20 protein-coding genes are annotated in these 21216 nt (G+C 64.7%); 8 read left to right on the top strand and 12 right to left on the bottom strand.

Annotated features, from left to right (window positions below; translation table 11 throughout):
- Nucleotides 1–43 precede the first annotated feature (43 nt).
- Genes phnK through phnG form a run of 5 tightly spaced genes read right to left on the bottom strand, consistent with a single transcriptional unit; the run spans nt 44 to nt 3894 of the window.
- Nucleotides 44–820, bottom strand: coding sequence for a phosphonate C-P lyase system protein PhnK (gene phnK, locus LB532_RS17210; RefSeq protein WP_140640453.1), 777 nt, complete (start codon nt 818–820; stop codon nt 44–46).
- Nucleotides 817–1710 carry an alpha-D-ribose 1-methylphosphonate 5-phosphate C-P-lyase PhnJ gene (locus LB532_RS17215; protein WP_140640455.1) on the bottom strand — a complete coding sequence of 298 codons (894 nt, stop codon included), beginning with the start codon at nt 1708–1710 and terminating at the stop codon, nt 817–819. Before LB532_RS17215 ends, phnK begins: the two co-directional genes overlap by 4 nt.
- Nucleotides 1707–2819 (bottom strand): carbon-phosphorus lyase complex subunit PhnI, encoded by a 1113-nt coding sequence (locus LB532_RS17220; RefSeq protein ID WP_140640457.1) that lies wholly within the window; start codon nt 2817–2819, stop codon nt 1707–1709. The genes LB532_RS17215 and LB532_RS17220 overlap by 4 nt, the downstream gene beginning before the upstream one ends.
- 2 nt (nt 2820–2821) lie before the next feature.
- Nucleotides 2822–3433, bottom strand: a complete 612-nt coding sequence (phnH, locus tag LB532_RS17225) for a phosphonate C-P lyase system protein PhnH (RefSeq protein ID WP_140640459.1) — start codon at nt 3431–3433, stop codon at nt 2822–2824.
- A complete protein-coding gene (gene phnG, locus LB532_RS17230) occupies nt 3433–3894 on the bottom strand; it encodes a phosphonate C-P lyase system protein PhnG (protein ID WP_140640461.1) in 462 nt (153 codons plus the stop codon). Before phnG ends, phnH begins: the two co-directional genes overlap by 1 nt.
- 121 nt (nt 3895–4015) lie before the next feature.
- Between phnG and phnF the strand changes: the two genes are divergently transcribed.
- Nucleotides 4016–4765 (top strand): phosphonate metabolism transcriptional regulator PhnF, encoded by a 750-nt coding sequence (gene phnF, locus LB532_RS17235; protein WP_140640463.1) that lies wholly within the window; start codon nt 4016–4018, stop codon nt 4763–4765.
- Between the two features lie 16 nt (nt 4766–4781).
- Here phnF and LB532_RS17240 read toward each other — a convergent pair whose 3' ends face one another.
- From LB532_RS17240 to LB532_RS17265, 6 genes are all read right to left on the bottom strand, one after another.
- Nucleotides 4782–5798, bottom strand: coding sequence for a zinc-binding alcohol dehydrogenase family protein (locus tag LB532_RS17240; RefSeq protein WP_140640465.1), 1017 nt, complete (start codon nt 5796–5798; stop codon nt 4782–4784).
- 63 nt (nt 5799–5861) lie between these two features.
- Nucleotides 5862–6830 (bottom strand): ABC transporter permease, encoded by a 969-nt coding sequence (locus LB532_RS17245; protein WP_224557002.1) that lies wholly within the window; start codon nt 6828–6830, stop codon nt 5862–5864.
- Complete coding sequence (locus LB532_RS17250) at nt 6827–8380, bottom strand: sugar ABC transporter ATP-binding protein (RefSeq protein WP_140640469.1); 1554 nt, start codon at nt 8378–8380, stop codon at nt 6827–6829. Before LB532_RS17250 ends, LB532_RS17245 begins: the two co-directional genes overlap by 4 nt.
- Nucleotides 8381–8442: 62 nt before the next feature.
- Entirely contained in the window at nt 8443–9438 is a 996-nt protein-coding gene (locus LB532_RS17255; protein ID WP_140513786.1) for an ABC transporter substrate-binding protein, read from the bottom strand.
- A gap of 334 nt (nt 9439–9772) precedes the next feature.
- Nucleotides 9773–10771: an aldo/keto reductase gene (locus tag LB532_RS17260; RefSeq protein WP_140640471.1), complete on the bottom strand. Its 999-nt coding sequence runs from the start codon at nt 10769–10771 to the stop codon at nt 9773–9775.
- A gap of 112 nt (nt 10772–10883) precedes the next feature.
- Nucleotides 10884–12389, bottom strand: coding sequence for a UxaA family hydrolase (locus LB532_RS17265; protein WP_140640473.1), 1506 nt, complete (start codon nt 12387–12389; stop codon nt 10884–10886).
- A gap of 257 nt (nt 12390–12646) precedes the next feature.
- On the opposite strand from LB532_RS17265, the gene LB532_RS17270 reads away from it, so the two are divergent.
- The 6 genes from LB532_RS17270 (at nt 12647) to gndA (ending at nt 18502) form a co-directional block, all read left to right on the top strand.
- Nucleotides 12647–13549 (top strand): GntR family transcriptional regulator, encoded by a 903-nt coding sequence (locus LB532_RS17270; protein WP_140500297.1) that lies wholly within the window; start codon nt 12647–12649, stop codon nt 13547–13549.
- A gap of 138 nt (nt 13550–13687) precedes the next feature.
- A complete protein-coding gene (locus LB532_RS17275) occupies nt 13688–14044 on the top strand; it encodes a DUF2946 family protein (RefSeq protein WP_140513936.1) in 357 nt (118 codons plus the stop codon).
- Nucleotides 14045–14146: 102 nt separating this feature from the next.
- A complete protein-coding gene (locus LB532_RS17280; RefSeq protein WP_140640474.1) occupies nt 14147–14689 on the top strand; it encodes a copper chaperone PCu(A)C in 543 nt (180 codons plus the stop codon).
- Nucleotides 14690–14727: 38 nt separating this feature from the next.
- Nucleotides 14728–15246 carry a YcnI family protein gene (locus LB532_RS17285; protein ID WP_140640476.1) on the top strand — a complete coding sequence of 173 codons (519 nt, stop codon included), beginning with the start codon at nt 14728–14730 and terminating at the stop codon, nt 15244–15246.
- 53 nt (nt 15247–15299) lie between these two features.
- Nucleotides 15300–16937, top strand: coding sequence for a copper resistance CopC/CopD family protein (locus LB532_RS17290; RefSeq protein ID WP_224557004.1), 1638 nt, complete (start codon nt 15300–15302; stop codon nt 16935–16937).
- Nucleotides 16938–17053: 116 nt separating this feature from the next.
- Nucleotides 17054–18502, top strand: coding sequence for an NADP-dependent phosphogluconate dehydrogenase (gene gndA, locus LB532_RS17295; RefSeq protein WP_281407142.1), 1449 nt, complete (start codon nt 17054–17056; stop codon nt 18500–18502).
- Between the two features lie 15 nt (nt 18503–18517).
- Here gndA and LB532_RS17300 read toward each other — a convergent pair whose 3' ends face one another.
- A complete protein-coding gene (locus LB532_RS17300; RefSeq protein WP_140640480.1) occupies nt 18518–19561 on the bottom strand; it encodes a LacI family transcriptional regulator in 1044 nt (347 codons plus the stop codon).
- 403 nt (nt 19562–19964) lie between these two features.
- On the opposite strand from LB532_RS17300, the gene LB532_RS17305 reads away from it, so the two are divergent.
- On the top strand, nt 19965–21203 hold the full coding sequence (locus tag LB532_RS17305) for an ABC transporter substrate-binding protein (protein ID WP_224557006.1): 1239 nt from the start codon (nt 19965–19967) through the stop codon (nt 21201–21203).
- Nucleotides 21204–21216 lie beyond the last annotated feature (13 nt).

Genomic DNA, 21216 nt, shown 5'->3' on the forward strand with positions numbered 1-21216 from the left:
TTCGTTTGCGGGCAGGCCAGAGGGGGGTGACTTGGCGCCATCGTCAGACCTGCAGAATCGAAGAAACAAGCAATTGCGTGTACGGCGCGCGCGGGTCATCGAGCACGCGGTCGGTGAGGCCGCTTTCGACGACGCGGCCGTCCTTCATCACCATCATGCGCTGCGACAAAAGCCGCGCCACCGCGAGGTCGTGGGTGACGACGATGGCGGCGAGGCCGAGATCGGTGACGAGGCCGCGCAGCAGGTCGAGCAGGCGCGCCTGCACCGAGACGTCAAGGCCGCCTGTCGGCTCATCCATGAACACCAGCCGCGGGCCGGTGACGAGGTTGCGGGCAATCTGCAGGCGCTGGCGCATGCCGCCTGAAAAGGCGCGCGGCTCGTCATCGATACGATCTTCCTCGATCTCGACGCGTGACAGCCAGTCGACGGCGGTGGCGCGGATCTTGCCGTAGTGGCGGTCGCCCACCGCCATCAAGCGTTCGCCGACATTGGCGCCCGCCGACACCGTCATGCGCAAGCCGTCGGCCGGATTCTGGTGGACAAAGCCCCAGTCGGTGCGCATCAGGAAGCGGCGCTCGGCCTCGCTCATGCGGTAGAGCTCGCGGAACTGGCCGCCGCGCATGCGGTAGCTGGCGGTGCCGGAGGAGGGCAGCAGCCGCGTCGACAGGCAGTTGAGCAATGTCGTCTTGCCGGAGCCGGACTCACCCACGACAGCCAGGACTTCGCCTGGCCACAGGTCGAAGGTGACGTTGTCGCAGCCGACGCGCGAGCCGTAGAATTTCGAGAGCGCGGAGACGCGCAGCAAGGGTTCGTCGGTCATTGCGCCGGCTCCATGGTTTCTGGGGCGAGATGGCCGCGATGGCCTTCTTCGCGGCGCTTCTCGCAATGGTCGGTGTCGGAGCAGACAAACATGTGGCCGCCATGGTCGTCGAGAATGACCTCGTCGAGATAGACGTTCTCGGCGCCGCACAGCGCGCAGGGCTGATCGAAGGTCTGCACCTCGAACGGATGATCCTCGAAGTCGAGACTGACGACGTCGGTGAAGGGCGGTACCGCGTAGATGCGCTTCTCGCGGCCGGCGCCGAACAGCTGCAAGGCCGGCGAGCGGTGCATCTTGGGATTGTCGAATTTCGGCGTCGGCGACGGGTCCATCACATAGCGGCCCTCGACCTTCACCGGATAGGCATAGGTGGTGGCGATGCGGCCGTGCTTGGCGATATCCTCATAGAGCTTCACATGCATGAGGCCGTATTCCTCCAGCGCATGCATCTTGCGTGTTTCGGTCTCGCGCGGCTCGAGGAAGCGCAGGGGCTCGGGGATCGGCACCTGGTAGACCAGCACCTGGCCCGCAGCCAGCGGATGTTCGGGAATGCGGTGGCGGGTCTGGATGATGCTGGCGCTGGCGGTGTCGGTCGTAACCGCCACATTGGCGACCTTCTTGAAGAAGGCGCGGATCGAGACCGCATTGGTAGTGTCGTCGGCGCCCTGATCGATGACCTTCAGCACATCGTCGGGGCCGATGATCGAAGCGGTAACCTGGACGCCGCCGGTGCCCCAGCCATAGGGCATCGGCATTTCGCGGGAAGCGAACGGCACCTGATAGCCGGGAATGGCGATGCCCTTGAGGATCGCACGGCGGATCATCCGCTTGGTCTGCTCGTCGAGATAGGCGAAGTTGTAACTGGCGATGTCGGTCGGTTGCGCGCTCATTCCGCGGCCTCTCTCTTGTCTTCAACCTTGCCGCCGTTTTCGCGGGCATCGTACTCGGCGCGCATCCGGCGCACGAGGTCGAGTTCGGCCTGGAAGTCGACATAATGCGGCAGCTTCAAATGTTCGACGAAGCCGGTCGCCTGGACGTTGTCGGAGTGCGAGATGACGAATTCCTCGTCCTGGGCGGCGGCGACAATGTCCTCGCCCAGTTCGCTCGCACGAAGAGCGCGGTCGCAGAGTGCCATGGCCATCGCCTTGCGCTCGCTCTGGCCGAAGACCAGGCCATAGCCGCGGGTGAATTGCGGCGGCGCCTTGGCCGAGCCCTTGAACTGATTGACCATCTGGCATTCGGTGACGCGCACCGTGCCGAGCGGCGCCGCGAAAGGCAGTTCGGGCACGTCGAGTTCCAGGTCGACCTCGCCGATGCGGATCTCGCCGACAAAGGGATGGTTGCGGGCATAACCGCGCTGCGTGGAATAGCCGAGCGCCAGCAGAAACCCCTCGTCGCCGCGCGACAGCGCCTGCAGGCGGATGTCGCGGGCCATCGGGAACTCCAGCGGCTCGCGGGTGATGTCGCCGGGTGCATGGTCCTGCGGCATGTTTCCGTCCGGCTCGATCAGCCCTTCGCGAGCGAGGATCGCCGAGACGCGCGGCATTGCCTGCGCTTCCGTCTCGCGCTGCAAGGGCGCGGGGACATCGGCGCCGGCGGCAAGCTCGGGATCGAGCAGCCGGTGCGTGTAGTCGAAGGTGGGCCCAAGCAACTGGCCGCCGGGCAGGTCCTTGTAGGTCGCCGAAACGCGACGTTCGACCAGCATGGTGGCGGTGTCGATGGCATTTGTATAGCCAAAGCGCGGCAGCGTGGTGCGGTAGGCCCGCACTAGGAAGATCGCCTCGATCATGTCGCCACGCGCCTGCACCATGGCGAGTGCGGCGAGTTCGCGGTCGTAGAGCGAGCCTTCGCTCATCACCCGGTCGACGCCGAGCGCCAGCTGTTCGACGATCTGGTCGAGACGCAGCGCCGGCACCGAGCGATCACCGCGCCGACGGTCGGCGAGCAGGCTGTGAGCGTTGGCGATTGCCGCTTCGCCGCCTTTTACCGCGACATACATGGTCAAGCCTCCATCGTCTTGATGCGGGTGGTGCGCGGCAGGCAGGCGAGGCTGTCATGTGCCGCCAGGATGATGTCGACGCCGCGCGGAAAGCGCCTGATATTCTGCTTCCACTGCTCGATGAAATGACGCGGCATCAGTGCCGGCGCGATCGCTGCCGTCTTCTCGATGCCGGGACCTTCGAGCAGCAGCGGCGTGCCTGACGTGAGATCGCCGACCTGCAGGATCAATGTGGTCGAGCGGTCGGGATAGTCCTGCGTGCCTTGCGAGAAACCGTCGAGCGCCATCATCTCGGCCGGCGAGGCGATCAAAGCGAAATGCGCGTCGGCCGGGGTGTTGGCCAGGGGCGCACCGCTGTGAAAGCCGAGCCAGGACATGACCGCCGCCGAGGCGTGCAGGGCCGGATCGAGCCAGAGCGGCGTGTCATTGTCGCACAGTGCCAGCGCAACCGCGCCCGATGTCGCCGAAAGCGGCGCGGGCGGGCGGGCCAGGACCGGCAGGGGCTGCACGGTGCCCGGCCGCGCCATTGCGTCCATGACGGTGCGAAACACCGTCTGGGCGTTGAACACCGGATCGGCGAACCCACCCTCGATCGATTGCGCTGCGATATCCATCAGTCTTCTCCGCGAACCATGGTGAAGAAATCCACCTTCGTCGCCGCCGTTTCGGCGCGGCGCTTTTCTCGTACCGTGGTCAGGGCCGCCCGCAGCGGCGCGAGAAGGCCCGTTTCGACGGCCTGCCGGTGAGCGGGGTCCTGCCACAGCGCGTCGGCGATGGCCGCCAGCTTCGCCTTCTGCTTGTCGCGTCCGAGCGCATAGCAATGGCCGACCTGTCCGGACGGCAGGCGCACGGTGGCGCGGGTCACGGTGGCTTCGCCGACATTGAAGGGCGCGCCGCCGCCGCCGATGCGGCCGCGCATGGTGACCAGGCCGGTCTCGGGCCCGCGCAGCAGTTCGGCCTTGCTAGGCAGGCCCGATTCATTCCAGAGGCGAACGATGTCGTCGCCGCTGGACTGCGCCAGGGTTGCCATGGCCGCCTTGCGTTCGGCCTGGTCGCGGGCTTCTTGTCCTCGCATGAGCAACATCCTTGTCTTGCTTCCAATTTGTCTATTGATATAGACAACTATACGAATTATACCCATTACCTAACGCGAGTCCATGACGGGTGCGTGACAGGGGCCGGCCAAGGGCGAAACCGTGAACGGACAACACGTGGCTGACGGTATCGAGCGGCGCAGCGGCGTCTCATTGTGGCGCCAGATCGCCGACCGAATCCTGCAATCGATCGCCGCCGGCGATTTCGCCGAGAACGCCGCGCTGCCGCCGGAGGTGGCGCTGGCCGAGCGCTATGGCGTCAACCGCCACACGGTGCGCAGCGCCATCGCGGCGCTCGTGCAGGACGGGGTACTGCGGGCCGAGCAGGGGCGCGGCACTTTCGTGCTGTCCCGCAGGCGGCTGTCCTATCCGATCGGTGCGCGCACGCGATTTTCGACCGGCTTGCAGGGCCAGGCGTCAGAGCGGCATATCGTGCTGCTGGCCTCATCGGTCGAGCCGGCCAGCCGGCGCGTCGCCGAAGCCCTGGGGGTTGCCAGGGGATCGGATGTCATTCGCCTGGAGACGCGTGGCGAGGCCGACGGGCAGCCGGTGTCGCGTGCTTCCGGCTGGTTCGATGCCAGGCGCTTCGCCGGCATCGACACCGCCATGGCCGAGACCGGGTCGATCACCGCATCGCTCAAGCGTTTCGGCATAGACGATTATCTCAGGCAATCGACGGTGCTGTCGGCGCGTCACGCCGATGCTTCCGACCTTGCCGACCTAGATCTGCAGCCGGGCGGCATCGTGCTGGTCACGGTGGCCGTCAACATCACGCCGGACGGCCGGCCGATCCAATTCGCAGAGGCGCGCTTCCCGGCGGAGCGGGTGGAGCTGAAACTGTCGGCATTGTGAGTCGCGGAACGGGTGTCTATCCGATCTCTATCACGGCCTTGATCAGGCCGGATTTCTCATGCGCCCAGCGGGCGAGGTCACGTGGCGTGTCGGCAAGCGTGGTGCGGTGGGTGACGAGCTTGGCCAGCGGCACCGCGCCATCGCGGATCGAGGCCGCGACGTGGTCGAAGTCGGCCCGCAAGGCATTGCGGCTGCCGACAAGCGTCATCTCGCGCTTGTGGAATTCGGGGTCGGAAAAGGCGATGTCGTCCTTGACGACGCTGACCAGCACCAATGTCCCGCCATGCGCGACATGAGCGAAGGCCGACTGCACCGAGGCGGTGTTGCCGGTGGCGTCGAAGACGACGTCGAAGCCTTCGCCTGACGTCGCTTCGCTGACCAGATCGGATGCCGCGCCGCGTGACCCGTCGAGGGTCTTGAGGCCGAGTTCATTGGCGGCGAAGCCAAGCCTCTCGCTGCTCATATCGAGCAGCGTCACGTCGAGCCCGGCGATGCGGGCGAAGATGGCGGTGCCGAGCCCGATCGGTCCGGCGCCGATGACGAGCGTCCGTGCGCCGGGATCGGCACGCGAGCGCCGCACCGCATGGGCGCCGATGGCCAGGAATTCGACGGCCGCGGCATCGGCCAACGACAGGCCGTTGGCTGGATAGAGGTTTTGTTCCGGGACAAGGATCTGTTCGCACATGGCGCCGTCGCGATGCACGCCGAGCACTTCGATCCGGACACAGCAATTGGGCTTACCGTGCCGGCAGGCGATGCATTTGCCGCACGCCAGATAGGGATTGATGATGACCGGCTCGCCCGTGGCAAGACCAACGCCTTCGCCCGCCTCGACGATGGTCCCCGACACTTCATGGCCCATGATGCGGGGGTAGGCGAGGAAGGGATGCTTGCCCTCGAAGATGTGGTAGTCGGTACCGCAGATGCCGACATGGCTGACCGCCACCCGCGCCCAGCCGGGAGGCGGCGAGCCAACCGCGGGACGGTCTTCCACGACAAGGTCGCCGGGCGAACGGCAGACAACGGCTTTCATGCTTCAATCCAGTCGGTTTCATGGAATCGCCGGCCGATCTTCCGACCCGGCCGGCGATCGATTTTACTTGCCACCTCGGCGGCGCAGGCCGTCGAAATAGACGATGACGATGATCAACATGCCGGTGATGACGCGCTGCCAGAACGTGTTGACGTTGAGCAGGTTGGCGCCGTTGTTGATGGTGGAGAGGATGAACGAGCCGATTAGCGGCCCGTGCACCGAACCGATGGCGCCGAACAGCGACGTGCCGCCGATCACCGACGAGGCGATGGCTTGCAGCTCGTAGGTGTCGCCCTGCGTCGGATTGCCGATGCCGATGCGGGACGCGAGCAGCACGCCGACGAAGGCCGCGCACAGGCCGGACAGCACATAGGCCATGTAGATCGTGCGCGGCACGTTGACGCCGGAGAGGCGCGCGGCTTCCGCGTTCGAGCCGACGGAGAAGAGATAGCGTCCCCATCGCGTGTGATGCAGGAAGACGTAGGAGGGCAGGGCAACCACGATCACCATCCAGAACAGATAGGGGATCCCCAGCAGCGAGCCGCGCGAAAACGCCTGGAACGTGTCGCTGTTGATCGATATCGAATTGCCATTGGTCATCAGGAGACCGATGCCGCGCAGCGAGGTCATGGTCGCCAGCGTGATGATGAAGGGCGGCAGGCCCATCCTGACGATGCCGAAACCGTGGAACAGGCCAATGGCGACGCCGACCAGCAGCGTCGCCAGTACTGCGATCCAGACCGGCCAGCCGGCATTGATCAGCAGCGCGACGATGACGGTGGCGAAGCCGACGATGGCGCCGACGGAAAGGTCGATGCCGCCGGTGATGATGACGAAGGTCTGGCCGACGGCCAGGATGGCGATCAGAGAACCCTGGCGCAGCAGGTTGGTGATGTTGAGCGCCGAAGCGAAGGACGGCGTGGCGACCGCCAGGATGACCCACATCAGAAGCAGCAGGCCAAGCAGCGTCAGCCCGAACAGGGCATTGTAGTTGCGCTTCGGCTTTTCGGCAGGGATCGCCTCGGTGCTCATGTCTGTCCTCCCGTCTTTTCTTGTTTCTCGGCCAGGGCCTGGCTCAGAATGTCCTCGTGATCGGCGGTGCGGAAACCATGCGTTGCCACCAGCTTGCCGCGCCGGAACACATGCAGCGTGTCGGCCAGTTCGTACACCTCAGGCAGATAGGACGAGATCAGGATGATGCCCGCGCCCTTGGACAACAGCACACTGAACAGCCGGTAGATCTCGGCCTTGGTGCCCACATCGACGCCGACCGTCGGCTCGTCGAAGATGAACAGTTTGGCGCCGTGCGCCAGCCACTTGCCGATGACGATCTTCTGCTGGTTGCCGCCCGACAGGCTGGAGGCCAGCGCGCCGCGCGTCGGCGTCTTGATCCTGAGGTCGGCGATCTGCCGGTCCGCCTCGGCCTTCTCCTGCGCAGACGAGATCAGCAGATTTTTCGATATACGCTTGTAGATCGGCAAATTGAGGTTCAATGCAACCGGCAGGTTGAGGCACAGGCCCTGGTCGCGGCGGCTTTCCGGTGCCAGCGCCATGCCGAGCTTGATGGCGTCGTGCTCGGAGTTGACCTGCACCTCCTTGCCTTCCCAAAGCACCTGGCCGGCCGATTTGCGGTGGCGGCCGTAGAGGGTGGTGACGAATTCGCTGCGCCCGGCTCCGATCAGGCCGTAGAGCCCGACGATCTCGCCCGCGCGCACCGACAGCGAGACGTCCTCGAAACCCTTGCCGGACAGGTTCCGCGCCTCGGCGATGACGGCGCCCGGCGTGAAATGCTCCTTGTGGTAGATTTGCTCGATCGAGCGGTTGATCATCAGCTTGACCAGTTCCGGCTCGTTGGTCTCGGCGATGTTGCGGGTTCCGACCAGCGTGCCGTCACGGAGCACCGAGACGCGGTCGGCGAGCTCGAACACCTCCTCCATGCGATGGCTGATGTAGATGATGGTGACGCCTTCACCCTTCAGGCGGCGGATCAGCGTGAACAGCTGGTCGGCCTCCTTGCGGGTGAGATAGGCGGTCGGTTCGTCGAAAATCAGGAATTTGGTGCCGCGCACGGTGGCGCGGGCGGCGGCGATCAACTGCTGCTGGCCGATGGTCAGATCGCCGAGCACGACATGCGCCGGCAGGTCGAAGCCGAGACCGTCGATGATCTTCTGCGCTTCCCTGACCATGGCTCGCTGCTGGAGGATGCCGAAACGCGAGTTCTCCTCGCCGAGGAACATATTGGCGGCGACGGTCAGGTGACGGCAGAGCACGACTTCCTGGTGCACGGCGTTGATGCCGAGCGCCATGGCTTCGTGCGGCGTCGCCAGGGCAGCCGGCTTGCCTTCCCACACAACCTCTCCGGAGGTGCGCGGAATGACGCCGGTCAGGAGTTTGATCAGGGTCGATTTGCCGGCACCGTTCTCGCCGACGATGGCGTGGATCTCGCCCGCCTTGAAGGCCAGGGTCACCGGCTTCAGCGCATGCGTGCCGGGATAGCGCTTTTCCAGACCCTGCAGCTCGAGGATCGTCCTGCCGGGCTCCAGTACGGGGGCCGGATGCAGTTCCTGCGCGGTCGGCGTCATGGCAATCCTCCCTGTTGTTTCCGGGGCGCAGAGGCCCCGGAAACAGTTGCGCGTGCCGATGCTCAGTTGAGCTTCGGGTTGAGCAGCGCGTCGATCTTGGGATCCTTCATGTTGGCCTTGGTGACCAGGTTGGCGCCGGTGTCGACATTGGTCTCGACCTTTTCGCCCTTGGAGGCGGCAAGTGCGGTCTTGATGCCGTCATAGCCCATCCGGTAGGGATCCTGGACGACGAGGGCGGAAATGACGCCATCGTTGAGGAACTTGATCAGCTTTTCGTCGCTGTCGAAGCCAACCAGCGCCAGCTTGCCGCCGAGGCTGTTTTCGGCGACAGCCTGCCCGACGCCCTGCGCCATGATCAGGTTGGAAGCGAAAATACCCTTGAGGTTCGGATTGGCCGTGATCAGGTCGGTCGCGATGTTGAGGCCGGTGGTGGCCTGGCCGTCGGCATATTTGTCGGCAACCAGCTTCAGGCCCGGATATTTCGCCTTGAGCTGTTCGATGAAGCCCTGCTTGCGCTGTTCGAGCGAGCCGGCGCCAGGCGTGTTGGTGATCAGGGCAACGTCGCCCTCGATCTTGCCGCCATTGGCTTCGCCGATGGCCGCTGCGAGGCCGTCAGCGGCAACGCGGCCGCCCTGGACGTTGTCGGTGGTCAGGAAGGAGGTGAAGGCCTTGGAGTCGGCACCGGAATCGATGCCGATAACCTTGACCTTGGCTGCGGCTTCGTCGATCGGCTTGCCGAGCGCCTTGAACTCGGTCGGCGAGATGACGATCGCCGCCGGATTGCTGGCGACGGCGTTTTCGAGGATCGAGATCTGGCCGTTGACGTCAGTTTCTGCCTGGGCGCCGAGCTCCGGCACGTTGACGCCGAGATCCTTGCCGGCCTTGCGGGCCCCGGCCAGGACGATCTGCCAGTAGAAGGACGTGGTGTCCTTGACGATGATCGGAATGGTCACGTCCGCCGCCGAAACCGGCGCCGAGTGCATGACGCCGGCAAGCATCGACGCCGCCGCCAGCGCCATGACTGCGCGGCGATTGAGAATGCTGGTCACGAATTTCATGGAATTCCTCCCTAGGTCGCCCGGTGAACGATACGGAAGCTCGGTTCGGATAGGCGTGGCCAAACAGAACTTTATCAATAAAAAACAGTTACACTATTTTGATAGTGCATCGATCCGGTCGATGCAAGCGGTGTTTGTGCCATCCTCCGGGCCTGGTGGTCATGATCGCACTGGCGCCTTGCTCTTCCCTGCGCTGCCGACGCTTCCGTTTCGCTTGACTAATGTATGGAATATTAATTCCATACATTAGTCAACATGGAATGCCTGTTCCCTATCGGATCGCGGGATCGTGAAGCCCGCGATCGCACGCCTTCGCCCGGGTGGACCGGCAGCTTCATGCCAATTCCTGCACCACGGTGTAGGGGCGGTATCTGGCGTAGTCCGCCTGAGGCACGTCGACATCGAGCAGTTCGAGATTGCGGGTCAGGTTCGCCAGCTTGGCGGTGCCGGTCAGCACGGTGGCGACCGAGGATTCCTGGAGGGGGAACTGGAACGCGGCGGCGGCGAGCGGGTAACCACCTTCGGCGGCGATCCGCTCCATCGCGCCGACGCGGTCGAGCACGTCACCGCTGGCGGGCTTGTAGTCGAAATGGGCGCCCTGCACCGGTCCGGTCGCCAATATGCCGGAATTGAATACACCGCCGATGACCAGCGAAGTCTGTCGGGCGCGGCAGAGCGGCAAAAGTTCGGCTTCGGCGCTGCGATCGAGCAAGGAATAGCGGCTCGCGAGCAGGATACAATCGAGCGGCGCACGACGCATCACGTCGAGACATATCCGGACTTCGTTGACGCCGAGCCCGTAGGCGGAAATGACGCCGGAGTTTTTCAGTTCCTCGAGCGCCTTGAGCCCACCGTCCATCAACTGGCGAAAGTGCATTTTGGTCTTCTCGACGCCATGCGTGTACACGCCGATGTCGTGCACAAACAGGATGTCTATCCTGTTTAGACCAAGCCGGGCGTAGCTGAAGTCGGCCGAGCGCATGATGCCGTCATAGGAATAGTCGTAGTCGAGCGCGAAGGGCAGCGGATCGACGTAGGAGTGATCGGGGACCTGGTTCTCCGGAACGGGCCGGAACAGGCGCCCGACCTTGGTCGACAGCACATAGGAATCGCGCGGCTTATAGCGCAGGAAGTCGCCGAAACGTCGTTCCGACAGGCCGAAGCCGTAAAAGGGCGCGGTGTCGAAATAACGCAAGCCGGCATCCCAGGCGCCTTGCAGCGTCTCCATTGCCGCCTCGCGCGAACAGGCGCGGTAGAGCCCGCCGATCGCGGCACCGCCGAAGCTTACTTCGGTGACCTCGAGCGCCGTCTGGCCGATGCGGCGTTTTTCCATGCACAACTTCCCCATTGCCCGCCATCGTCCGGCGCGGCGGATTCCAAGACCTCAAGCCGCAGCATTCCAGGAAAGTTCGCCGCCACTTTCCGGACTGCGCGAATTCAAAGAGCTAGAGCGTCGCGCCGAGGTGCCAGGGCACGAACTCGTTGTCGCCGTAACCGAAATCCTCGCTCTTGGTCTTGCGGCCGGAGGCCGTCTCGACGATCAGTTCGAAGATCTCGCGGCCCATGCCGGCGATGGTCTTCTCGCCGGAGGCGATGACGCCGCAATTGACGTCCATGTCCTCTTCCATCTGATGATACATGGTCGAGTTGGTGGCGACCTTGATCGATGGCGTCGGCCGGCAGCCGAAGCAGGAGCCGCGGCCGGTGGTGAAGACGATGATGTTGGCGCCGCCCGCCACCTGGCCGGTGGCGGACACCGGGTCGTAGCCGGGCGTGTCCATGAACACCAGCCCGCTGCCGGTGACCTTTTCGGCATAGCCGAAGACGCCGTTGAGCGGCGTCTGGCCGCCCTTGGCGACCGCGCCCAGCGACTTCTCCAGGATGGTGGTGAGGCCGCCGCGCTTGTTGCCGGGCGAGGGGTTGTTGTCGATCGAGGCGCCGTGCTTGGCGACGTGGTCCTCCCACCACTTGACGTAGCCATCGAGCTTCTTGGCGATCTCGGGCGTCGCGGCGCGATAGGCGAGCAGATGTTCGGCGCCGTAGATTTCCGTCGTCTCGGAGAGAATGCCGATGCCGCCGACGCCGGCCAGAATGTCTACCGCAGCGCCCAGCGCCGGATTGGCCGTGATGCCCGACATGCCGTCGGAGCCGCCGCATTGCAGGCCGACGACGATCTCGCTCACGGGGATCGGTTCGCGCTTGAGCTCGCCGACTTCCTCGGCGATCTCGGCCAGTACGCCCATGGCCTTTTCGACCGATTTGCGCGACCCGCCGGCGTCCTGGATGTTGAAATGGCGCTTGCCGGCGGCCGCACCCTTCTGGCCGTACAGCGTGAGCTGGTTGACCTCGCAGCCGAGCCCAACCATCAGCACACCGCCGAAATTGGGATGGCGGGCATAGCCCGCCAATGTGCGGTGCAGCACCATCATGCCGTCGCCGGTGGCGCTCATGCCGCAGCCCTGGCCGTGAACGATCGGGACGAAGCCGTCGATGCCGGGATATTTTGGCAGCAGTGTGCGGTTGGCCGCGTCGGCAATGGCGTGGCAGACGGTGGCCGAACAGTTGACGCTGGCGATGATGCCGATGAAGTTGCGGGTGCCTGCCCGGCCGTCGGCGCGGCGATAGCCCATGAAGGTGCGGGCTCGGTCGGCCTCGGTCGCATGCTCGGCCTCGCTTGGCGGCACCACCGGCAGGCGGCCGGCCTCGAACACCAGATTGTGCGAATGGACATGCTCGCCGGGCGCGATGTCCTGCGTGGCGCGGCCGATCGCCTGGGCATACTTGACCACGGCGGACCCGGCGGGAATCGGCTTGATCGCCACCTTGTGGCCGGGCTCGATGACGGCAGCGGCAAGCGCACCGCCCGGCAACGCAGTGCCGATCTCGATGCGACCGTTGGCGACCGCGACATTGTCGGCTGGGGACAGAAGAATGGAGTTGGAGGCGTTCACGGGCGTTTCCTGGGGTGATCCTGGGCGGCGCGCGGATTGACACGCGCTTGTTAAGAGTTAATGTCTTTTATCGTGAAAAAACAGTTTTGCGTCAATTGTTTTTTCCCCGGCAGTCCCCGTGCCCCTGGATGAGTAGCGGCGCTGCAACCGGTAAGCGAGCTCCTCGGCAAAGCGATTCCGCTTTCAAGGGTGACGGGAACGTCATATTTGCGCTTCAAGCCGGCCGCCGCAAGCGCCGGCCAGCGATGGGTCAGGGCATGTCGAAGAGCAACAACGTCTATAAGGATGCCTACAACAGGTGCCTCAGGCTGCTCGACGAGACGCGCAGCCTGCCTTCGGAACCGGAACTGGGTACGCTGCTCGGCGTCAGCCGCACCACCGTGCGCAGCATCCTTGCGCGCATGGAAGAAACCGGGCTGATCGCCTGGAACAAGCGCGCCAAGACGGTGCTACGCGAAACGCGCCCCGATGATTTCTTTCCCGAGGAAGAGACCGACACGCTGGCCGAGATCATCGAGCGGTCGTTCATGCGCAGGCTGCTCGCCGGCGGCGCCGAGGCCGGCATGCAGATCAACGAGCTCGAACTGGCGCGCGAGATCGGCGTCGGCACCACCAGCGTGCGCGAGTTCCTGATCCGCTTCTCCCGCTTCGGCCTGATCGAGAAGCGCCGCAACAGCCATTGGGTGCTGAAGGGTTTCACTCGCGCCTTCGCGCTGGAGTTGACGGAAATCCGCGAGATGTTCGAGCTGCGCTCGGCATCGGCATTCACCGCACTGCCGCAGGATAGCGCGGTGTGGGCCGATCTCGACAATCTCGAAGAGGAACACCGCGGCCTGGCCCGTGACATCGCCACGCGTTTCAACGAGTTCTCGGAGCTCGACGAGCGCTTCCATCGGCTGATCCACCGCGCCTCGCACAACCGCTTCATCGTCGATTTCTATGATGTTATCGCCATGATCTTCCACTACCACTACCAGTGGAACAAGGCGCAGGAGCGCGAGCGCAACGAAATCGCGATCGGCGAGCATCTGGCCTATATCGCTGCGCTCAAATCACGCGACCTGGGCAAGGTCGATGCTGCCTGCCGCAAGCATTTGAAGTCGGCGCGCCAGACGCTGCTGACCTCGATCCCCGAGAGCCGGCACCCACAGAGGCCCTGATCGCGCCCCGTTGCCGCAGCACCGATTTGCCGATTTTCCGTCTCTTGCTGCCGTGGTAGACATCTTCCGGTGATCGCTTGAAGATGCAGATGGTTTGAACAGGCAAGTCATTTGACCAAAAAGGGGAGACGGTGGAGCATTCCGGTCGCACTTGTCGCGGCCTACCTGCTGCTGCTTCAGTCGACGCTGAGCGCGTTCGCCTTCGCCACCGGGCCGGCCGCCTCGCAAATCGACGCCTTCGGCAACGTCATCTGTACCCACGAGGGCACTGCCCAGCTTCCCGATGGCGGCCCGCATCCGTCGCATCTGCCGGCATGCTGCATGCTGGGCTGCAGCATGGTTTCAGCGGCCTTTGCGCCGCCAGCCGATGCCGGGCTTGCGCTGGCCTCGCTTTCGTTCGAAGCCGTCGTTTTCATCTTTCCGGCGGCCACGCATCTCGATTTCGCGCGCCAGCGCTCGCCGTCGAACCCACGCGCGCCGCCGCTGTCGGCCTGAGCCTGCTCTACGCTCGGCGGAACCTTCCGCCGGTGCTTTCATCCAAAGAACGGATCTTTCGCGACCGGCCATCGGCGCGATTCCCTATTCATGGAGCAAACCATGTCCCAAGCCTTTCATATCGCGGCGCCTCCTTCGGGCGGCCGCCCCAAATTCCTGCGCCGTTTCAACGAACGTGTCGGCCTTGCCGTGCTGGCGTTTGTCCTCTTGTTCTTCGGTGCCCAGGCCGTCTGCGCGCATGAATTCAAGGCCGGCGATCTCGAAATCGAGCATCCCTGGTCGCGCGCGACACCTACAGGCGCCAAGGTGGCCGGCGGCTATTTCACCATCACCAACAAGGGCAATGCACCCGACCGGCTGCTGTCGATTTCCTCCGACGTCTCCGAAAAGGCAGAGCTGCATGAAATGGGCGTCAAGGACGGCGTCATGACCATGCGGCCGGTGGTGGGGGGGCTGGAAATCCCGGCCGGCGGCAAGGTGGCGCTGGCGCCTGGCGGCTATCACCTGATGTTCGTCGGCCTGAAGCGGCAACCCAAGCAGGGCGAAGAATTCGCCGCCACGCTGACGTTCGAAAAGGCTGGCGCCGTCAATGTCGAGTTCGCTGTCGAAGGCATGGGCGGCGGCATGGACGACCACGCCAATTGACCGCGCCATCCACGAATATTGAATCCAGAAGGACTATCATGAACAAGTATCTTCTGTCGGCCGGCGCGCTCCTCGCGCTGGGGACCGGTGCCGCCTTCGCGCATGTCACGCTCGAAACCCAGGAAGCGGCGGTCGGTTCGACCTACAAGGCCATCCTGCGGGTGCCGCATGGCTGTGACGGCAAGGCGACGACCGCCGTTTGCGTGCAGATCCCGGAAGGGGTGATCGCGGTGAAGCCGATGCCGAAGCCCGGCTGGACGCTGCAGACCAAGAAGGGCAAGTACGAGAAATCGTACCAGCTCTACGGCCAGGCGGTGGCCGACGGCGTCAAGGAGGTCGATTGGAGCGGGGGCAATCTGCCGGACGAATTTTACGACGAGTTCGTCTTCCGTGCGATGCTGACGGCAGACCTCGCGGCGGGTCAGAAACTCTATTTCCCGGTGGTGCAGGACTGCGATGGCGCCGCCGACCGTTGGATCGAAATCCCGGCGGCCGGGCAGGACGAAGACACCCTGGAGAACCCCGCGCCCGGCATCAAGCTCACGCCGAAAAAGTAAGCTCTCGCGGCGCGCTCCATTGTCAGGAGCGCGCCGCATTTCATGGCAATGACATGACGGTGATATTCCCTTCCAGGATGGTTCGCACGGCCGGCAAGCTCATCGGCCGGGTTTCCGCTGGGCTGCTGGTCGTGGCCGTGCTGCTGATTGCAATGGCGGCGACAAATCAGGCTTTCGCCCACGCTGCGCTGATCAAGACCGATCCGGCCGATGGCGCCGTGTTGGCGCAGGCCCCGGCGCAATTCGCGCTGACTTTCAGCGAATCGGTCTCGCCGCTGGTGCTGACGCTGGTGAAGCCCGACGGCACGCCCGTTCCGCTGACGTCCTTCCGCCTCAGCGACCAGACCGTCGTGATCGATGATCCGCAGGCACTTGGATCGGGCACGCATGTGCTGAGCTGGCGAGTCATTTCCGCCGACGGTCATCCGGTCGGCGGCTCTCTGCTGTTTTCCATCGGCGCGGCGAGCCAGCCGCCGGCCGTTTCCGAAGCCGTCGACTGGCAGTTGCGCTCGGCGATCTGGATCGGCAAGGTCTGCCTCTATATCGGCCTGTTCCTCGGCGTCGGCGGCGCCTTCGCCCTCGCCTGGCTGGCGCGGGGTGGCCGCGCCGGACAGCGCTTCGTCGCCGCCGCAATCCTGTGCGGGCTGGTCGCGGCATCCCTGTCGCTTGGCTTTCAAGGGCTGGATGCGCTCGGCGCGCCGCTCTCGCATATGGCGCAGCCGGCCATCTGGACCGCCGGTCTCGGCACCAGCTTCGGCTGGACGGTGTTGATCGCGCTGATCGCGCTGGGGCTCGGTCTTTTGTCGCTGGCCGGGCCGCGCGCGGCCGCCAGGCCCCTCGCGCTCGCCGGCCTGGCCGGAACGGGTCTCGCACTCGCCGCCAGCGGCCACGCAAGTGCTGCCGAGCCGCAATGGCTGACGCGGCCGATGGTGTTCCTGCATGGCGCCGGCATTGCGTTCTGGGCCGGTGCGCTGGCGCCGCTGGGGCTCGCGCTGAAACGGCAGGATGCCGAAGCCGTCACGTTCCTTCGCCGGTTCTCCGCCGCTATCATGCCGGTGGTGGCCTTGCTCGCCGCCGCCGGCGTGGTGCTGGCCGTCATCCAGGTGCAAACACCCGCAGCGCTGGTCAACACCGCCTATGGCCGGTTGCTGCTGGTCAAGCTCGCGCTGCTGGTCTTCCTGTTCACGCTCGCCGCCGTCAACCGCTGGAGATTGACGGCAATGGCCGAGGCGGGGGCGACGGAAGTGCGGCGCAGGCTCACCCGTTCGATCGGCGTCGAACTACTGATCGTACTCGCCATCTTCGGTGTTGCCGCCGGCTGGCGCTTCACGCCGCCGCCACGGGCGTTGGCGATTGCCGCGGCGCAGCCGGTGTCAGTTCATATCCACGCGCTGAAGGCGATGGCCGACCTCAGCATCACCCCCGGCCATGCCGGGCCGGTCGCCGCCTCGATGATCATCATGACCGGCGATTTCGGGCCGCTCGACGCCAAGGAGGTGACGCTGGTGCTGTCGAAGCCGGACTCCGGCATCGAGCCGCTGAAGCGGGCCGCGACGAAGCCCGGCGACGGCAGCTGGCGTGTGGACGATCTCGTCATCCCGGTCCCTGGCCGGTGGACGGCGCGCATCGACATACTGGTCTCCGACTTCGAGATGGTGAAGATCGAGGCGCCGGTAGACATCAGGCCGTGATGGCTCTCCAACACAATTCGGCGAGGCGGTTGACGCGAGCCTGAAGGCCCGTCAATCATCCCCCGACAGAATGCATCTTGGCGAAACCCCGGCAATCGCGGGCTCGAACAAACAAGATCCGAAAGCAGGGAAGAAACATGGAAAAAGCCGAAATCGGCCTGATCGGCCTTGGCACGATGGGCTCCAACCTGGCGCTCAACATCGCCGAGCACGGGCACCGCATCGCCGTTTTCAATCGCACCAAGGCGCGTACGGATGCCTTTGTCGAGAATGCCGGCGCGCTCAGGGATATGGTTGTCCCCTGCTACAGCCTGGAAGAACTCGCCGCCGCGATCCGGCCGCCGCGTCCGATCATCATCATGGTGCTGGCCGGCAAACCGGTCGATGAACAGATCGCCGCCTTGCGCGGCGTGCTGTCCCATAACGACATCGTCATCGATGCCGGCAACGCCAATTTCCGCGACACGATGCGGCGCTTTTCCGAGCTGGCGGGCTCCGGCCTCACCTTCATCGGCATGGGCGTGTCCGGCGGCGAAGAGGGTGCGCGCCACGGGCCGTCGATCATGGTCGGCGGCACGGAAGAGTCCTGGAAGCGCGTCGAGAAGGTGCTGACGGCAATCTCCGCCAAGTTCAAGGACGAGCCATGCGCGGCCTGGCTCGGCACCGACGGCGCCGGCCATTTCGTCAAGACCATCCACAACGGCATCGAATATGCCGACATGCAGATGATCGGCGAGATCTACGGCATCCTGCGCGACGGCCTGGGCATGGGGCCGAAGGAGATCGGCGCCGTATTCGCCGGCTGGAACAAGGGCCGGCTCAACTCCTATTTGATCGAGATCACCGCCAAGGTGCTGGCGTCAGACGATCCCAAGACCGGCAAACCGGTGGTCGACATCATCCTCGACCGCGCCGGCCAGAAGGGCACCGGCAAATGGTCGGTCATCGAGGCACAGCAACTCGGCATTCCGGCGACCGCCATCGAGGCGGCGGTGGCGGCACGCGTCCTATCGTCGATCAAGGACGAGCGGCTTGCGGCGGAAAAAGCCTATGGCAACATCGGCGTCACCAGGATTTCGGGCGACAAGGCAGACCTGCTCAAGGACCTGGAATTGGCACTGTTCGCCGGCAAGATATCAGCCTACGCGCAAGGCTTCGCCGTGATGAGCGGCGCTTCGAAGGAGTTCAACTGGAACCTGCCGATGCCGACCATCGCCAAGATCTGGCGTGCCGGCTGCATCATCCGATCGCAGATGCTCGACACCATGGCCGAAGCCTTCGGCAGCGGCGGCGCTTCGACCAATCTGCTGATGGCCCCGGCCTTCATCACCATGATGCAGGAGGCGCATCCGTCACTGCGGCGCGTCGTGGCCAGGGCTTCCGAAGCCGGATCGCCGGTGCCGGCGCTGTCTTCGGCCCTTGCCTATTTCGACAGCTATCGCCAGGGCCGCGGGACGTCGAACCTGATCCAGGCACAGCGCGACTTCTTCGGTGCGCACGGCTTCGAGCGGATCGACGACAAGGGCGCCTTCCATGGACCCTGGGGGAGCGGCGCGGCCGGCTGACGGCTCGGCTTCAAATCAGCCGCGATAGGCCATAACCCCGCCCGGAGCGCTGAGCGACTGCAGCGAGCCGGGCGCCGCGCCGCCGATCCAGCCGAGCACGGCGCGGGCGAGTTCGGAGCCGGCCAGCCGGAAGTTCTCGTTGACGATCAGCAGTTCCCGGCGGAACAGATGCAGCAGTTCCGACGACTGTTTCGACACAACGTCGATGTCGCGGCCGAGCTTCAACCCGGCGTCCTCGATGCCTGCAACAATGGCGAGTGTGGCGGCCGCGGCGCTGCTGACGATGCCGTCCGGCCTGATGTCGCGCCGCATCAGCTGCGCGGTCCTCATCCTGATCTGCTCGATCGAGTGGTCGATCGAAACGGTGTTGAACGGCACCTCCGAGGCGCCGACTTCGCTCAGCGCGTCGGCAAAGCCGTTCACGGTGTGGCCGTGATAGGTCAGGCCGACCGGCGGCGTCACCAGGGCCAGCCGACGCCGGCCCAAGCCGGCCAGATGGCGCACCGCCTCGGCCGCGAAGGCGTAATTGTCGAAATCATGATAGGGGTGCACGAGCCCCATATCGGTGCGGCCGTGCGTTGCAAAGGGGATGCCGCGCTCCAGCATGTAGCGGGCCCTTGGATCGTTGGGCTGGGTGCGCGAAATGATGACGCCATCGGCGGAGCCGGTCTCCACCAGATAACGCACCGGGTCCAGCGGATCCTGCGAGCGCGAGTAGGGCGTGACGATCAGATGGTAGGGCGTATCGGCGATGACTTCGGTGACGCCGTAGATGATGTCTGAGACAAAGCTCATGATCTCGTGCTCGGTGTTGAGCACGAGGCTGATGACGTTGGTCTTGCCGGTTCGCAGGCGCACGCCGGCGCGGTTCGGCCGGTAACCGATCTGCTTGGCCACGAGCTGGACGCGGCGCCTGGTCTCGGCGCCGATCTCCGGCGCGTCCTTCAGCGCCCGCGACACGGTGGTGACGCCGAGCCCGGTCATGAAGGCAAGCGTCTTCAGCGTCGGCCGCTCCGTGGCCGACGTCTCGTCATCGCTGTCCGTGCGCCGTCTGTCCATTCATCCCGCCCCGTCAGGCGCTTAGCAGCCGCCGGGCAGGCCGGCAATCGCCGCCGTCGCTCCCATGGCGTGTCTCTTGAGCTGAACAAGCCTATACTGAAACGTTACAGCTTGTCACGACCGGTGTGCGACCAGGCCGTGGCCGAGGTCGAAAGCTCGCACGGGCTCGCCGTCGAAAAGCATTGGGAATCAGCAGGAAAGGCGTTAGGAGCAAGCTTCTTGCGAGCTTTCTGCCTTATCATGTGCGATTTTGCGTATTGCGCTGCACAATGGGTGCCGCCGTGAAAGGATTTTGTTCGCAGCTCGAAAAATATCGAGCTGACTTTCAAGGGAAGGGTTGCGCATGTCTTGCAATTGCCGTATCGAAAATCTGTAACGTTTCAGATTCTGGGAGGAAACCGAAATGCGATACAAATTCCTGACCGCCGCGCTTGCGGCGACGGTGGCGTTGAATTTTGCCGGGCCGGCAGCCGCAACCGATCTGGAAGTCACCCATTGGTGGACATCCGGCGGCGAGGCGGCGGCGGTCGCCGAACTCGCCAAGGCCTTCGACGCAACCGGCAACCACTGGGTCGACGGCGCCATCGCCGGGTCCGGCGGTACGGCGCGGCCGATCATGATCAGCCGCATCACCGGCGGCGACCCGATGGGCGCCACCCAGTTCAATCACGGCCGGCAAGCGGAAGAGCTGGTGCAGGCAGGCCTGATGCGCGACCTCACCGATGTCGCCACCAAGGGCAAGTGGACCGAGGTCGTGCGGCCGAAGAGCCTGCTCGACGGTTGCACCATCGACGGCAAGATCTATTGCGTGCCGGTCAACATTCACTCCTGGCAGTGGTTGTGGCTGTCGAACGCGGCCTTCGAGAAGGCCGGCGTGCCGGTGCCGAAGAACTGGAACGAATATGTCGCCGCCGCCCCGGCGCTGGAAAAGGCCGGAATCGTCCCGCTCGCGGTCGGCGGGCAGGCCTGGCAGGCGTCGGGCGCCTTCGACGTGCTGCTCGCCGCGGTGGGCGGCACCGACACTTTCCTCAAGGTTTACAAGGACAAGGATGCGACGTTCGCCGCCGGGCCTGAAGTCGCCAAGGTCTTCAAGGCGGCCGACGATGCGCGCAAGATGGCCAAGAACACCAATGTCCAGGACTGGAACCAGGCGACCAACATGGTCATCACCGGCAAGGCCGGCGGCCAGATCATGGGCGACTGGGCGCAAGGCGAATTCCAGGTCGCCGGCAAGACAGCCGGCAAGGACTATACCTGCCTTCCCGGGCTTGGCCTGAACGAGGTCATCGCCACCGGCGGCGACGCCTTCTATTTCCCGCTGCTCAAGGACGCCGAGAAGTCCAAGGCTCAGGAAGTGCTGGCCGAGACCTTGCTCGATCCCAAGACCCAGGTCGCCTTCAACCTCAAGAAAGGCTCGCTGCCGGTGCGCGGCGACGTCGACCTCAACGCCGCCAACGATTGCATGAAGAAGGGGCTCGACATCCTGGCCAAGGGCGCCGTCATTCCGTGGACGGACCAACTGCTCTCGCAGGACAGCCAGAAGCAGAAGGAGGACCTGTTCTCGGAGTTCTTCGCCAAGCCCGACATGACGCTTGAAGAAGCGCAGAAGCGCTTCGCCGACATCATCGCCTCGGCCGATTGACCCCGGCAAGCCG

It is taken from the genome of Mesorhizobium sp. ESP-6-2, from assembly GCF_020164675.1.
Taxonomy (GTDB): domain Bacteria; phylum Pseudomonadota; class Alphaproteobacteria; order Rhizobiales; family Rhizobiaceae; genus Mesorhizobium.

Coding starts and splice junctions, on each gene's coding strand:
- LB532_RS17305 (WP_224557006.1), top strand. CDS start 19,965: ATGCGATACAAATTCCTGACCGCCGCGCTTGCGGCGACGGTGGCGTTG.
- LB532_RS17240 (WP_140640465.1), bottom strand. CDS start 5,798: ATGAAAGCCGTTGTCTGCCGTTCGCCCGGCGACCTTGTCGTGGAAGAC.
- LB532_RS17220 (WP_140640457.1), bottom strand. CDS start 2,819: ATGTATGTCGCGGTAAAAGGCGGCGAAGCGGCAATCGCCAACGCTCAC.
- LB532_RS17260 (WP_140640471.1), bottom strand. CDS start 10,771: ATGGAAAAACGCCGCATCGGCCAGACGGCGCTCGAGGTCACCGAAGTA.
- LB532_RS17245 (WP_224557002.1), bottom strand. CDS start 6,830: ATGAGCACCGAGGCGATCCCTGCCGAAAAGCCGAAGCGCAACTACAAT.
- LB532_RS17285 (WP_140640476.1), top strand. CDS start 14,728: ATGAACAAGTATCTTCTGTCGGCCGGCGCGCTCCTCGCGCTGGGGACC.
- phnK (WP_140640453.1), bottom strand. CDS start 820: ATGACCGACGAACCCTTGCTGCGCGTCTCCGCGCTCTCGAAATTCTAC.
- LB532_RS17255 (WP_140513786.1), bottom strand. CDS start 9,438: ATGAAATTCGTGACCAGCATTCTCAATCGCCGCGCAGTCATGGCGCTG.
- LB532_RS17300 (WP_140640480.1), bottom strand. CDS start 19,561: ATGGACAGACGGCGCACGGACAGCGATGACGAGACGTCGGCCACGGAG.
- LB532_RS17290 (WP_224557004.1), top strand. CDS start 15,300: ATGACGGTGATATTCCCTTCCAGGATGGTTCGCACGGCCGGCAAGCTC.
- LB532_RS17280 (WP_140640474.1), top strand. CDS start 14,147: ATGTCCCAAGCCTTTCATATCGCGGCGCCTCCTTCGGGCGGCCGCCCC.
- LB532_RS17270 (WP_140500297.1), top strand. CDS start 12,647: ATGTCGAAGAGCAACAACGTCTATAAGGATGCCTACAACAGGTGCCTC.
- LB532_RS17215 (WP_140640455.1), bottom strand. CDS start 1,710: ATGAGCGCGCAACCGACCGACATCGCCAGTTACAACTTCGCCTATCTC.
- phnG (WP_140640461.1), bottom strand. CDS start 3,894: ATGCGAGGACAAGAAGCCCGCGACCAGGCCGAACGCAAGGCGGCCATG.
- phnH (WP_140640459.1), bottom strand. CDS start 3,433: ATGGATATCGCAGCGCAATCGATCGAGGGTGGGTTCGCCGATCCGGTG.
- LB532_RS17250 (WP_140640469.1), bottom strand. CDS start 8,380: ATGACGCCGACCGCGCAGGAACTGCATCCGGCCCCCGTACTGGAGCCC.